The organism is Colwellia sp. 1_MG-2023 (assembly GCF_030546755.1).
In the GTDB taxonomy this organism is placed as follows: Bacteria; Pseudomonadota; Gammaproteobacteria; order Enterobacterales; family Alteromonadaceae; genus Thalassotalea_H.
Genome location: NZ_JAUOPE010000012.1, coordinates 38,331 through 52,462 on the forward strand (window position 1 = coordinate 38,331; position 14,132 = coordinate 52,462).

Annotated in this window: 10 protein-coding genes; 6 read left to right on the forward strand and 4 right to left on the reverse strand. The window is 35.9% G+C overall.

Annotation, left to right across the window (positions count from 1 at the left end; translation table 11 throughout):
• The 4 genes from Q4493_RS13650 to Q4493_RS13665 all read left to right on the forward strand — a co-directional run bounded on the left by Q4493_RS13650 (position 1) and on the right by Q4493_RS13665 (position 6,673).
• Complete coding sequence (locus Q4493_RS13650; RefSeq protein WP_303453643.1) at positions 1-1,539, forward strand: BatA domain-containing protein; 1,539 nt, start codon at positions 1-3, stop codon at positions 1,537-1,539.
• A complete protein-coding gene (locus Q4493_RS13655) occupies positions 1,536-4,001 on the forward strand; it encodes a hypothetical protein (protein ID WP_303453646.1) in 2,466 nt (821 codons plus the stop codon). The genes Q4493_RS13650 and Q4493_RS13655 overlap by 4 nt, the downstream gene beginning before the upstream one ends.
• Entirely contained in the window at positions 3,998-6,055 is a 2,058-nt protein-coding gene (locus tag Q4493_RS13660; protein WP_303453648.1) for a hypothetical protein, read from the forward strand. Before Q4493_RS13655 ends, Q4493_RS13660 begins: the two co-directional genes overlap by 4 nt.
• 72 nt (positions 6,056-6,127) lie before the next feature.
• Entirely contained in the window at positions 6,128-6,673 is a 546-nt protein-coding gene (locus Q4493_RS13665; RefSeq protein ID WP_303453651.1) for a VC2046/SO_2500 family protein, read from the forward strand.
• Positions 6,674-6,711: 38 nt separating this feature from the next.
• Here the strand turns inward: Q4493_RS13665 and yfbR are convergent, their stop codons facing one another.
• Both yfbR and Q4493_RS13675 read right to left on the reverse strand, forming a co-directional pair.
• A complete protein-coding gene (gene yfbR, locus Q4493_RS13670; RefSeq protein WP_303453654.1) occupies positions 6,712-7,326 on the reverse strand; it encodes a 5'-deoxynucleotidase in 615 nt (204 codons plus the stop codon).
• 22 nt (positions 7,327-7,348) lie between these two features.
• Complete coding sequence (locus Q4493_RS13675) at positions 7,349-8,566, reverse strand: pyridoxal phosphate-dependent aminotransferase (protein WP_303453657.1); 1,218 nt, start codon at positions 8,564-8,566, stop codon at positions 7,349-7,351.
• Between the two features lie 188 nt (positions 8,567-8,754).
• On the opposite strand from Q4493_RS13675, the gene Q4493_RS13680 reads away from it, so the two are divergent.
• Positions 8,755-9,345: a hypothetical protein gene (locus Q4493_RS13680; protein ID WP_303453660.1), complete on the forward strand. Its 591-nt coding sequence runs from the start codon at positions 8,755-8,757 to the stop codon at positions 9,343-9,345.
• A 612-nt stretch (positions 9,346-9,957) separates the two neighbouring features.
• On the forward strand, positions 9,958-11,178 hold the full coding sequence (locus Q4493_RS13685) for a hypothetical protein (protein WP_303453663.1): 1,221 nt from the start codon (positions 9,958-9,960) through the stop codon (positions 11,176-11,178).
• Positions 11,179-11,387: 209 nt separating this feature from the next.
• Here the strand turns inward: Q4493_RS13685 and Q4493_RS13690 are convergent, their stop codons facing one another.
• Together Q4493_RS13690 and Q4493_RS13695 are read right to left on the reverse strand one after the other, a co-directional pair.
• Positions 11,388-13,085 (reverse strand): proline--tRNA ligase, encoded by a 1,698-nt coding sequence (locus tag Q4493_RS13690; RefSeq protein WP_303453666.1) that lies wholly within the window; start codon positions 13,083-13,085, stop codon positions 11,388-11,390.
• Positions 13,086-13,344: 259 nt separating this feature from the next.
• Positions 13,345-13,788, reverse strand: coding sequence for an RNA-binding S4 domain-containing protein (locus Q4493_RS13695; protein ID WP_303453669.1), 444 nt, complete (start codon positions 13,786-13,788; stop codon positions 13,345-13,347).
• Positions 13,789-14,132 lie beyond the last annotated feature (344 nt).

Consider the following 14,132-nt stretch of genomic DNA (forward strand, 5'->3'; position numbering starts at 1 on the left):
ATGTCTTGGTTCACGAGTTTTCCGAGTTATTTATGGGCGTTAATGGCTTTAGCGGTACCGGTGATCATTCATTTATTAAGTAAAAGTAAGGGTAAACTTGTTTTTGTGGGTACCTTACAGTTTTTTCAACAGGTTAAACCTGTAAAAATGACTGAAATTAAGCTAATAGAAGCGCTTTTATTATTGTTACGTTTATTAATGTTAGTGTCTGCCATATTGTTGGTTGCACAGCTTTGGTTTGTTGATAACACCCATAATGAGAATAATGATATAGCCTTAATTAGCCCTGCTTGGTTAAATCATTCATCAGCTGCTGATAAACAAGCATTAGCGATAATACTTGAAAATCAAAGCGCTTATTTATTAGACTCTAATCTCAAAGAATTAAATCATCGTCAAGTGTTAGCTTGGCAAAAACCTGCAACATCAAAAGAAACAAAATCACAGAACAAACCTTTATGGCAAGCCATCAATACCGCTCATTTTTCTCTGCCGCAACAAGCAACTTTTCATATATACACGGATAACAAAGCTGAGAATTTTATTGGCGAACCGGTAAAAATCACTCAACCAATACAATGGCATGTTTTAGAAAACAAACCTATCGTCGAGGAAAATACGGTAAATTCAGGATTAAATGTAGTTATCGTGTTAGATAAGGATAGAGTTTATTCTCGCTTACGACTGCAACAAGCCTTTAAGATAATAAAACAAGCAGTCATGCCTGAGTTAACCCTCGAGGTTATTGACAGCCAAGCATTATTGATAACTGAAACAAGTTCATCAGCGGCTGAAAATACTATGTTGAATGCTGACTGGTTGTTTTATTTATCTTCTTCTGAACCACCAGTTTCTGTGCTAGAGGCGATTCAACGCGGAGTAAAATTGTTTTTTGATGGCAGAACTAATGACAATATTGCTCAATCGTTAGATGAAATCACGACTTCACTTTTTAGTTATGACTCGCACATTGAAGATGCTTTAGTACATAAACGAGTTAAGCGCAGCGAACAGCCATCGTTAGATGCTTGGCTTAAGGTAAATGCCAAGGGGGGTGATATTCAATCTCAACCTAAACTTCAACCTCAAGCGTTATGGTTTACTGACCAAGGTGAAATTATTATAGAAAAGCAGCTTTTACCTGAAAAAAATGCTGTTATTTATCAGTTTTATAGTCGGTTTGAACCTAGTTGGAGCAATGTTGCAGAACAGCCTCAATTTATTCACCAGCTTTTAAGTTTCTTAACAAGTGGCGATGACGCACTTCAATCAAGATTAAATCAACGATTAACGTTAGCTCAAATTGAATCACTGGAAACTAAATTGCCTAATCAATTAGCCGCTGGTGATAATACAGCCTTTGATAAGTCACATAGGCTAAAAGTCACACTCAAACAAACACTAAAAGATTATAATCAGCAATCTTTAACCTCGTGGTTGATTGTATTATTGATACTTTGTTGGTGTGTGGAGCGTTTGTTAACCGAATATAGTCTAAAAAAACAAGCGTCATTCAAAAGAAGTGAACTAGCCAAATGAGCCAAGATAATCAAACGCGATTAATGACGCTTGTTGATGAACAATTGACTAAGGTACGTCGTTATTTTATTGCTAATTCACTAAGCCAATTTCTGCCGATAGCTGTAGTAATCGCTTTTAGCGCTTCATTTTTATTTTCATTTTATCTTGATGATATAAAAACGATTGTTTTTTTAAATATGCCATTGAGTATTGTTAGCGGCATAACAATAGCTGTTTTGATATTATTGCTTAAATATTTCTTCATCATTCGCAGTAAAGCCTTTAACAATATTAATCAAACAAACTTTTTAAAGCACTGTAATCGACACTTTGCTTCTTTAGAGGAAAGTGCTCAATTAGTGTTGTCAAACATTGAAACGCTCAATGTCTTGCAACGGTTACAGCAAAAAAAGGTTAGTCATCAATTAACTTTGTTACTTAGTAATAATGAAAAATCGGACGAGGAAAATATAAAACTTAACGGGCATTTTCATCGTTACTTCTCTCTAATTACTGCTGTTATTTTGTGTTTTAGCCTGTGGGTATTTTCACCTATTAACTTATTGAAACAATTTCAATATTATCAGCCTGAATTAACACCAGTTAGTCAGTCGACAGTAAAGCCAACACTAACTGATAAAAAAACGGTGTCGTTATTGGCCAGTAAAGTGAGTATTACGCCACCTAAATACACGGGGCTTGAAGAAAGTATTCAACGAGAATTAAATATTGAATTATTGGCAGGCTCTGAAGTTTCTTGGCAATTCAACTTTTCAGATATTGAACAAGTGTATTTTATTGAATTTGAGGACGGTAAGGTAAAACCATTACGGTTATCTAGCGATAATCAATTTACTCTCACGTCAGTCGTTGAACATACCGGTTTGTATAAACTTTATTCTCAAGATAAAAGCTTTCAGCAAATTCATACCTTACGCGTTGTTTTAGATAAAAAACCAGTGATTAGAATATTATCGCCTAAAAGTACCATTACTGAAATTGAGAAAAACGGACAAACCTCTCTGACAACCAAGGTTAATATTAGCGATGATTATGGTATTAACCATGTTGAAATATTAGCGTCTATTGCAAAAGGCTCAGGGGAGTCGGTTAAGTTTCGAGATCAAGTTTTTGCCTTTGATACTATTGAAAAGCAACCGCTTACAGATGCTAATGAGTTTCAAGCGGTTTATCAAAAAATATGGCACTTTGATGCATTAGGGATGGAACCGGGTGATGAGTTATATTTCACGGTAAAGGCATGGGATAACAAACAACCTACTCGACAATTGACAAGCTCTGAAACCAAAATTATTCGTTGGTTAGAAGATGAAGAGCAACTGGTGATGGCCGATGGTATTTTAATCGACTTTATGCCGGAGTATTTTAAAAGTCAAAGACAAATCATCATAGAAACCAAAGAGTTAATTGCGGATAAAAAACAATTAACGGAAGAGGATTTTGTTGAAACCTCTGAGCTTCTAGGTGTCGCCCAAAGCGAATTAAAACAAAAGTATGGTCAATACTTGGGAGATGAATTTGATGAAGGTGGTGCAGGTCCAGTACCTGCTGATGTTGGTTTTGATGAACATCATGAAGGTGAAGAACATGATGAAAATGAAGCCGAACAAGAGCAAGAGAAAAACCATCAACAAGCGAAAGCGCAAGCAGCAAGCGGTCATGATCATGGCGTAGCCGGTCAAACTGAAATGGCGCATTCCAGTGATGATAAATCTGGATATAGTCAATTGATTGAGACTTATGCTCATAATCATGAAGATACCGATATTGGCATGATGAGCCGTCAAGATCCCAAGGCATTGATGAAGCAATCAATCGCTAATATGTGGCAGGCAGAATTATATTTAATGTTATCTCAACCTAAAAAGGCACTGCCATTTGAAGAGCAAGCGTTAGCCTTATTAAAAATGGCGAAAAAAGCGGAAAGAATTTACGTAAAACGATTAGGGTTCGAGCCACCACCGGTGAGTGAAGAGCGCCGTTACCAAGGAGATTTAAGCGATATTAATACGGAAAATAAAGTTGATAGTATTAAATTAAACCATAACGAACAAAGCTATGTTGCTCAATTATACCGAGCGTTAAATCAATATTTACATATTGAAAATTCGACACAAAAATCGGCTGGGCTATTACCTGAACAGCGTGTTTTTATTAAAGCCGTTAAAGTGTTTATGCAAAAATTGTTCATTGACAGACCAGCATTAATTAACGATGTCGCGACATTAGAGCGAATTTTGTTAGCTGATTCTTTTGCGTTACCCGATTGCCAACATTGTGTTGCAAACCTTCATAATAAACTTTGGCAGTTGTTAGACAAGCCAACCGCCTTACCCAATGTTCGTAAAATAAATTATTTGTTTAATGATACATTAATCAATAAATACAATGAGTTATTAATACAAAGTAATGAAAGCAGCGTTAAAAAGGCACAGGCAATTAGGGAAGTTAGTAAATGATTTGGCTAGATAAGGTTGTTGTTCCTTCACCTTCATTCTTAGAACTATGTTTAATCATCACACTTTTGCTTGTCACTATTATCGTGGTGTATCGAGCAAAGCAACGCTTATTTAACTTATCGCCCGTGAAGTTTTTCTTGGTATTTATCGCCAATGTTGTTTCATTTATTGCCGTTTCATTATTAGTGTTACCTATTCAAATAAAAAACCTTGAGACTAATCAGGTGATGTTACTCACCACAGGTTTTGAGCAAGCGAAGAAAAGTAATAACGCGTTATGTGATCAATATTCAAATATTTATTATTTGAATGAAACAACAATTAACACAGCATTAAACACAGCCGTTGACTTGGCTAAGTCATGTAATAAAAACCTAGTTGCCATTAATCACCTGAGTGAATTATCGATATTTGAACCGAAGTTAGATCATCTTGCGGTATACGGTGATGGGTTAACAAAGCAACAATGGCAACAACTTGAATTTCTGACCAGTGAGTATCATTCAAGTGAACTATTAACTGGTTTTATTTCACCGCAGTGGTTAAAAGAAGCGGTATTAGGTGAAAGCATAACCTTTAGCGCTAAATTACAGCTTGCTCAATCACAACCTCAGTCTCAGAGCCAGAAAGAGCCAAAGAAGAAGATAACGCAATCAGCGCTTCATCTTGTGCAATTAATCGATGTTAACGGGGCAGTGTTAGCAGAGCAAAACGTAAGGCATCATGAAGTGTTTTCATTTCGTTTTACACCTAAAACAATGGGTAAGCACATATATCGACTTCGCTTGATGGAAAAATCTGCAGGTAAAACACAAGACAATAAAGTGTTAGTGGATGAGGCTATACCGGTCAATATTACTGTGTCATCTGTACCTCGTGTTTTGATTGTTCAATCATCGCCAAATTATGAAAGCAAATATTTTAAACATTGGTTAACTGAAAATAGTGGGCAATTATTAACGATTACGCAAATCAGTAAAAACCATGTGACAAGTGAAAGTATTAATTTACCAGAAGAGACAGCGATAGCCATTCAAGACGCGACGAAAAAAGCCGGCAAATTAACCTCACTCAATGAGTTTATAACGAGTGATGTTTTAGCGTACTTTGATTTATTGATGATTGATAGCAAAGCACTGTTAACGCTTAAAAATGAACAACATAATATTATTGATAAGGTAAGTAAAAATGGGTTAGGAGTGCTAGTTTTTGCGGACGAAGCATTAATGACAGCTAATACCGCACAAACACTGCCTGTACTTTCAATGTTTCAAGCAAAAGCGATCAATAATCATTTCAATGAATCACTTGAACAGAAACAAAAACAGGTGTTTTTGCATTGGCGTAATAATCAATCTGAACAGAAAACCAAACATGCGATAACGGCTAATCACTTAAATTTACAAGACTTTAAGGCGAAAACCTTAGTGTATGATCAGCAAAAGCAAGCTTTAGTGATCACTAATAGTAACGGTAAAGGTAACGTTGCTCTGACAAGCGTTAATGGAAGTTTTCAATTAAAAACTAATGGCTTAGTACATGAATACAGCAAATTTTGGCAGTTTATAACCACATCATTGGCACGAAATAAAACCCCTCTGTATTGGATACCAGAGTCGGATAACAAGCTGGCATTTTCAGGGCAACAATTAACTCGCTGTTGGTTAGCGGAACGCTCATTAATGCAGTCTGCAAAAATGAACCATGTGATTGCGAGTAAGAAAACCCCGTTATATATTGAGGCTGAAGGCGAAAATAAATACTGCAGTGTCTATTTTTCAAAAGTAGGGGGCTGGCAAACATTAACCTTAACCCATGAAGAAAATACAGCAAAAGTATTTGATAAATCTCATGTTATTTATCATTTTACTCAAGACGATTGGTTGGCTTGGCAACAGACTTTAAAACATTTTGCGAGTGAAAACATAGCTAAGCAAAACCAAACAAATACAAAGCGCGACAGTGAAACGTTTACAGATGTGAATAAACTGATTATCTTTTTCGTGTTATTACTGAGTTCAATCTTTTTATGGATCGAAAGAAAGCTGTTTTAATTGCTTATTTCATTAAAGTTTTACGTCTAGGAGGCGATATAAAGATTAAGTTAAATAATAAAGCTTAATCTATTGGAAACTCAGTCAGTTAACTGCAACTTATTAGTTGAAGAATTACAATTAGGTGAACAACTAAATCATTGTGTACACAGTGAAAGACGTGCTGATTTTGCGCTGATGCTTTCAATGTTAACCGATGATGTTTTAGCACATAGCCAATTTAAATTACCTCACACGGATAACTCACCTGCTAAAACGAGTGAAGATACTTTAAGAAAAACCTTTGAATTACCGAAAAAACAACGCTTAGCTCTTGAAAATATGGAACAAATCAATGAGTTTTCACAAGCGAAATTAATTGAACAACAACAATTATCTACTCTTCACTTAACTCAAGCGTTAACACCGCAACCGTTAGCTTTTAGAGACGATAAAACACATATAAGTGCGACGGTATTATCTAATACCCGTTTATACTGTCAGCAACAACACCAACTTAAAAAGCAAACAGAAAGTACCCAAGATAAAGAAAATCGCCTAGCATTTAATGTTAATGAATGGTTGAAATCTGTACAAACTGCGATAGTCAAAGCGCCGCTTTTAGCGACCACAGCTTAACTCTTTATTAAGCAGTTTATATAAGCGTTTTATTAACGCTAAGATTTCGTGAGTTTATCAACAGTCGCTGAACAAGCGTTTAAAAAAGTATCAAGAAAATACGCTACTTCTGGCATGTCACGTTTAATTTGGTTTAATTTTTTTTCTAAACGCTCTTCAACATGGTCAAATTCATGATTGTGATGATTTAATTCATCTAAAGCTTTAATGTAAGCAACTAAAATATCAGCCGCTTTAACTATTTTTTTATACTCATCGTCTACATTATCTTGAACAATAATATCTTCGAATAATGCTTGAAACTCTTGTGGTAAAGACGATAAACATTCTTGTTCGGCTAGTCGTTCAATCTTTTTAAATTCTCTTGCTATTTCTTTATTGGCGTATTTGGTTGGACTTACAATATCTCCGTAACGAGTTTCACTGGCTTCATGATATAAAGCTATAGTGGCGACTCTGTCAGCATTAACCTCGCCATTAAATTTTTTATTTTTTATAATCGCCAATAAATGAGCAACAATTGCGACTTGATGAGAATGTTCAGCAACGTTTTCAGGTTTTACGCAAAACATTAATGCCCATCTTTTGATTAACGGCATTCTAAACATCCAAGCTAGGAAGGTGCTTTGTGTGCTGACTTCATTACTGGCCATATTACTTCCTTTCTAGTTGAGTTTATTCTTGACGATAATTTTTGAAGAAATTTTTAATTTTTTCAATGGCTAACGTCAATTCTTCTACGTGAGGTAAAAATACCAGTCTAAAATAATTTTTTTCTTCAATATTAAAACCACTGCCATGCACCACGAGAATCTTCTCTTGTTTTAATAAATCTAACACCATTTTTTCATCATTGCTGATATTAAATTTTTCCGCATCAACTTTTACAAACAAATACAATGCGCCCATCGCAGGATTACAGGATAAACCATCAATATCATTGAGCATTTTGTGGGCGAGATTACGTTGTTTAATTAAACGGCCATCGTCTTTTATTAATTCGTTAATACTTTGATATCCGCCTAATGCTGTTTGAATGGCATGTTGACAAGGGACGTTGGCACAAAGTCGCATCGATGAAAGAATATTTAGCCCTTCTAAAAAATCTTCAGCATGAATCTTAGGGCCGGTAATTACCATCCAACCTGCTCTAAAACCAGCAATACGGTAATTTTTTGATAAGCCGCCCATCGTAATGATTAATACGTCGTTAGCAAGACTTGCTGTCGGAATATGCTTTGCTTGGTCATATAAAATTTTATCGTAAATTTCATCACTAAAAACAATGAGTTGATGTTTTCTAGCCAATGCTAAAATGCCTTGTAATACTTCTTCAGTATAAACAGCCCCGGTTGGGTTATTTGGGTTAATTAAAACAATTGCTTTGGTGTTTTTAGTGATTTTACTTTCAATATCTGCTAAATCAGGAAACCATTGGTTCTCTTCATTACAGCGATAATGAATGGCTTTACCGCCAGATAGTGCGACAGATGCTGTCCACAAAGGGTAGTCAGGTGCAGGAATGAGCACTTCATCACCATCGTTTAGTAAGCCTTGCATAGCCATCACGATTAACTCACTAACTCCATTGCCAATATAAATATCATCAACACTGACATCAAGAATGCCATTTTGTTGAAAATATTGCATAACAGCAACACGTGCTGGATAAATACCTTTTGATTCACAGTAACCTTGCGCGGTAGGTAAATTATGAATAACGTCTTTTAAAATATCATCAGGGGCTTCAAAACCAAAAGGGGCAGGGTTGCCAATATTCAGCTTTAAAATTTTATGACCTTCGTCTTCTAAACGACGTGCTTCCGCAGCAATTTGCCCACGTATTTCGTAACAGACATTATTGAGCTTGGATGATTTTTTTACGCTTTTCATAATTTACTACTTTTAACGGCGATAAGTGAATGAGTTAACTACTAAATACAGTCCCATTGTTGCCAATTATCACGGCTTTTGAAACAGTTTCTTGCAACTTTTTTATAGCAATAATTAAAATAAACGATAATCTTGTTATTAGCCGTTGATAAATCACACATCTCATTCAGTTATCTAAGGGGATTATTATGCCGTTACCACTTTTATGGCTTGGCGCCGCAGCTGTTTCTGCCTTTGCGGTAAAAAGTGCAGCTGATGATAGAAAAGCACAACAAAAACAACGTAGCCGCTATCGTAAAGTGCAAAGCTTAATGGATTTAGAACGCCACGAATCACCTATTGCTATTTATCCTTCTGATTATTTTTCGACCGAACAACGGGTTAAGCCAGCCGTTGGTTCAATTGTCTGTTGTGGCATTGGAGGCGTGTTAGATCATACGGGGATTTGGGTAGATGATGACACTATTATTGAATTAGATGGTGAAGGCTTAATTAAGCCTATTTCAGTGAAACGGTTTACGAAAGAGCGTTCAGGTAAACATATTTTTATTGCCTGTGATTCAAATGCTACACCGCTAGCTTGTGCTAGTGCGGCAGATAAAGCTATTGCTCAAATTTTTCAAGCGCGTAAATATCATGTCCTTGACAATAATTGCCATCGATTTATTTGGCAATGTTTAGGTGGCGAGCATGAAAAAGTGATCACCTTTAAAGATTTAAACCTGTGTATGGCGAAAAAATTTAATCGAAAAATTTATTGGGACTTATGCGATTGCTAAAATGTGTCTGTTAAGGTGCATTTTTGTTAAAGCGTGATTGTTAATGCGTGACTGTTAAATTAAGCTTTTTTTAATTTATGATGGTAAATGTGTGAATGAACATGGGATTATAAATGTAATAAATAGGGCGTGTTGATCTTTCGAGTTTAAATTTTGTTCAAAATAAAAGTCATTTATTCAAGGCGTGAGCTAAGTAGCATGGTTGTTCCATGTAAATAGCGAACAACGAATAAAAAATGGCTTTTAATTGAACCCTTCGGGCAACATTTGTTTGTCATTTCTACTACATTTTTGCTCATTAAGGTGGAATAACCACATATCATTCGCAATGCTTTGTATAAATACCAAACAAACTGTTGCAAAAATCATCGCGAAAGATCAACACGCCCTAGGTTTAGTTACTCAATTATATTTGCTAATTATCAAAGATAAACCTGATAGAAGGCTGTACTTTTTGATTTTAAACATTACCATATTCGCTATTGTTTCTTTTATATCTCAATTCCTTTGAAAGTATTTATCAAATCGTTAGTTTTTATTCTTCTTGCTCTTATTATTACGAGTTTGGGGCTTATTTACTTCGCGCTGCAATCGCAACAATCAACGGTACAAGTGAATCAAATTAATGCCGCTTCAGCAAAACATAGTCAACAATTGGCACAACGCATTGTAAGTACTTTGAAACAAAAAAATACCGTCACGAGTATTAGTATCAATCAACAAGAAGCTAATGGTTTAACGGCTTTACTTCATCGAGCTTTTCCAAAAGTGAATGCCGATGTTCGCTTGTCAAAATACGGTGCGGCGATTGAAGCGTCCTTAGCATTGCCATTTCCTAGCTTTATCAAATATTTAAACGTCAATGCTTATATTTCACCTTCTACACAAGGTTTGTTGCTTGATGAAGTCAGTCTTGGTGACTTGAAAGTTAGCGGTGAATTTTTTATTTCGTTAATGCGCTTTGCCGCAGACAACTTTCTTAAAGAACAATTGCTTGATAACGCACTCGCGATGATCACCTCGATTGATATTAATGAAGAAAGGTTGATTGCTCATTTATCGATAGATAAAAATTTATTAACCATGAAAAAAGACGATAAGTCATTTTTATTAAAAATGCGTGATGATTTAGCTTTATTTGGTAACGTAGAAACTATCTCTTTTTATTATCAATCATTAAGTGAATTCGCAGCGCAACAAGATATGCATTCATCAATCGCGGTGTTTATTCGTCATGTGTTTGAACTGGCGAAAACGCGCAGTAGTATCTCTAAAGAATATCTTGCCGTGAAAGAAAACCAAGCAGCGATAACCGCATTAATCATTTATTTTGGCGCTGATCGTTTTGAATTATTAGTGGGCGATGTCATTATTCGTGAAAAAGAACAGCTCGTGATCCGTAACAGGCTGAGAAAACATGTTAGCTTACAAACTAGACCTGATTTACAAAAACATTTTATCTACTCAATGGCATTACAACTGTTTAGCAGCCATGGTGCAAGTGACGCGATAGGTGAGTTTAAAGAGTTTTTAGATACCAATAAAGGCGGCAGTGGTTTTAGTTTTGCCGATTTACAAGCGGATAGAGCAGGCACGCGTTTAGCCATGATAGTCACTAAATCTGAAAAAAATGCTAAGCGTGCTCAGCAATTATTAGCGAACGTTACTGATGCAGAATTACTACCTAGTATTGAAGGTTTACATGAAGGTTTGAATGAAGACAGTTTTGAAAAGAAATTTAAAGATGTCTTGTCGAAAGATTATCAACAAACTTTAACAGAAATAGATAATCGTTTGAAAAACTTACCTGTCTATCAATTAGGTTGGGAATAGCTATTTTGGGAATAGCATAGCTGGGTATAACTTACTTGAGAATAATTTTCTTGAGAATAACTAGGTTAGGGAATAATTGGCTAGAATAAAAAACAAAAGCTATGTCTTGAACACAGGATTTTTTTCAATTAAAAAAGCCTTATCATAGGTTGATAAGGCTTTTAAAATTCAAATCACTTAATGAGTGTAATGACTCGATTTAACTTAGTTTAGTTGAAAAGTGACATTACTTCGTCAATTGCCATCAAAGACTTTTCGCCGCTGATACGATCTTTTACTTCAATTTGCTGTGTATCTAAATTGCGCTCACCTACTACTAATAATATTGGTGTACCAATTAATTCATGATCAGCAAACATTACTCCTGGACGTTCTTTACGATCATCAAATAAAACTTCGATACCCGCCTGCTGGAGTTTTTCATACAAAGCTTCCGCCGTTTCTTTAACGCGAGCAGATTTTGCCATATTCATCGGCACAATAGCCGCTTGAAAAGGAGCAATTGCTTTTGGCCATTTTATGCCATATTTGTCATGGTTTTGTTCAATCGCTGCGGCAACGATACGTGAAACACCAATGCCATAACAACCCATGGTTAAGGTTTGATTTTTACCTTCTTCGGTTAATACGCCACAGTTCATCGCTTGTGCGTATTTGTCGCCTAATTGGAAAATATGACCCACTTCAATACCACGTTTAATGACGATTTTTCCTTCTCCACAGGGGCTAGGATCACCTTCTACAACGTTACGGATGTCTTGGATATTAATTTCACCACAATCTCTTTGCCAGTTAACCCCAGTAAATGATTGATTATTAACATTAGCACCACAAGCAAAGTCGCTTAAATGAGCCGCACTTCTATCAACAATTACTTCAATTTCAAGCCCTTTAGGACCAACTGAGGTAATGTGACAATTTGTTAAAGCTGAAATTTGTTCATCTGTTGCCATAGTTAATGGTGCAGCAACACTTGGTAAATTCTCTGCTTTTACTTCATTGAGTTGATGATCGCCACGTAAAACTAACGCTACCAATTTTTCTGCTTCGCCATCAGCGACAGCCCCATGCACGATAACTGTTTTAACGGTATTAGTTATTTCTATGTCCGTTGTTTTAATTAATCGTTCTAGTTTTAAATCAACAGTTTCTAACGCGGCGGTTGCCGGTGAACGTTCACCTTGTGGTGCTAAAGCTTCTGCTTTTTCAATGTTAGCGGCAAAGTCACTGCTATCACTAAAGGCAATGTCGTCTTCGCCTGAGTCTGCAAGTACATGAAATTCGTGTGAGCCTTCTCCACCAATTGAGCCGTTATCGGCAATTACTGGACGAAAATCTAAACCAAGACGTTCAAAGATACGGCAATACGCATCAAACATATTTTGATAAGTTTTCTTTAAACAATTGTCACTAAGGTGGAAAGAATAGGCATCTTTCATTAAAAATTCGCGGCCACGCATGACACCAAAACGAGGGCGAATTTCATCACGAAACTTCGTTTGAATTTGAAATAAGCTTAATGGTAATTGCTTATAGCTGCTGATTTCTGTGCTAATAAGCTTGGTGATCACTTCTTCATGAGTCGGTCCTAACACGAAAGGGCGGTTATGACGATCATGTAAACGAAGTAATTCTGGTCCGTAATCTTCCCAACGCCCTGATTCTTCCCAAAGATCAGCAGGCTGTACCATTGGCATTAATGTTTCGATAACCCCAGCTCTTTCCATTTCTTCACGAATAATGTTTTCAACTTTACGAAGTACTTTTAACCCTGTGGGTAACCACGTATATAAACCCGAAGCCACATTACGAACTAAACCTGCTCGTAACATTAATTGATGGCTGATCACTTCTGCATGAGCAGGCGTTTCTTTCTGAGTAGAAAGTAAATATTGGCTAGTACGCATTAAAGCTATTCCATAAAAGGGGTGATAAATTTTAAGGTGAGTATTCTAACAGGGCAGTACGCGTTGAAAAAGAGAAAATAACCGTGAACTGTCTATTATTTTAAATTCATGAAAATATTCGTTTCTTTAAAATGATAATGGCAAAATCAACAACAGAAAAACCAATATGAAACTCGTCGTATCCGTGGAGGAAATTTTTAATTATTAGCTATTTACCCCAGTAAAACTGATAAACTAAAATTAACGAATCTACTTGTGATTAAAACGAAATTCGTTTTCTTTTACCTGAAGTTACTGGGGATTCATTTATGTCGTTATTATAATCGTTAACGTGTTGTTTTTTATTGACTTTGGTTTTGTCCTTACTTTTGGTTTTACTCTTTGTTTTATTGCTTTGCGGTTTCTTTGCTATTGATTGGGCAAGCTTGTCCGCTTTAGCTGCTTTTTGTGCGTTAACATCTTGAACGGGGGCAAGACACTGTACAGCAATTACTTCACCATTAAATTCAACGATATCTTGATGGTAGATTTTTTTTCGCTTTTGAAATTCAACTTCACCATTGACGTACACATAACCTTCACTGATGACAATTTTCGCTTCACCACCACCGCCAACCATATTGGCAATTTTAAGTAATTTACATAATTCGATGGGTTGGTATGAAACATCGATTGGCGTAATTTCTTGCAAAGTATCTTCCAAAGTAATCTCTAAATAGTGTTTGAAGTGATTATTTTAAGCTGAAACGTAAAAAGTGTACATGACATTATGTGATGCAATAACTTATCAAAGTACTTTTTGTACAAGGAAGTAATTAAAACAGTCCAGATTTTATTCTGCTCACCTCTTACTTGATGTTAATCAACATCGCTTGAAATGTTTTTACACCAATCTTTGGGAAAAACAGGTTTTAAAGGGCTATTTTTTAATGCATGCTTAACTTGTATAGCGACACTTGTCACTTTTTCAAAGGTGATTCAGATGTCACCAGAACGCTTATTATCAGTATTGTTTTTTGCCTGATATATTTGAGTGGTGAAACCATT

What these genes read in the sequence shown, in the direction of transcription:
- Q4493_RS13675 (WP_303453657.1), bottom strand. Translation starts at nt 8,566, where the DNA reads ATGAAAAGCGTAAAAAAATCATCCAAGCTCAATAATGTCTGTTACGAA.
- yfbR (WP_303453654.1), bottom strand. Translation starts at nt 7,326, where the DNA reads ATGGCCAGTAATGAAGTCAGCACACAAAGCACCTTCCTAGCTTGGATG.
- Q4493_RS13690 (WP_303453666.1), bottom strand. Translation starts at nt 13,085, where the DNA reads ATGCGTACTAGCCAATATTTACTTTCTACTCAGAAAGAAACGCCTGCT.
- Q4493_RS13660 (WP_303453648.1), top strand. Translation starts at nt 3,998, where the DNA reads ATGATTTGGCTAGATAAGGTTGTTGTTCCTTCACCTTCATTCTTAGAA.
- Q4493_RS13680 (WP_303453660.1), top strand. Translation starts at nt 8,755, where the DNA reads ATGCCGTTACCACTTTTATGGCTTGGCGCCGCAGCTGTTTCTGCCTTT.
- Q4493_RS13650 (WP_303453643.1), top strand. Translation starts at nt 1, where the DNA reads ATGTCTTGGTTCACGAGTTTTCCGAGTTATTTATGGGCGTTAATGGCT.
- Q4493_RS13655 (WP_303453646.1), top strand. Translation starts at nt 1,536, where the DNA reads ATGAGCCAAGATAATCAAACGCGATTAATGACGCTTGTTGATGAACAA.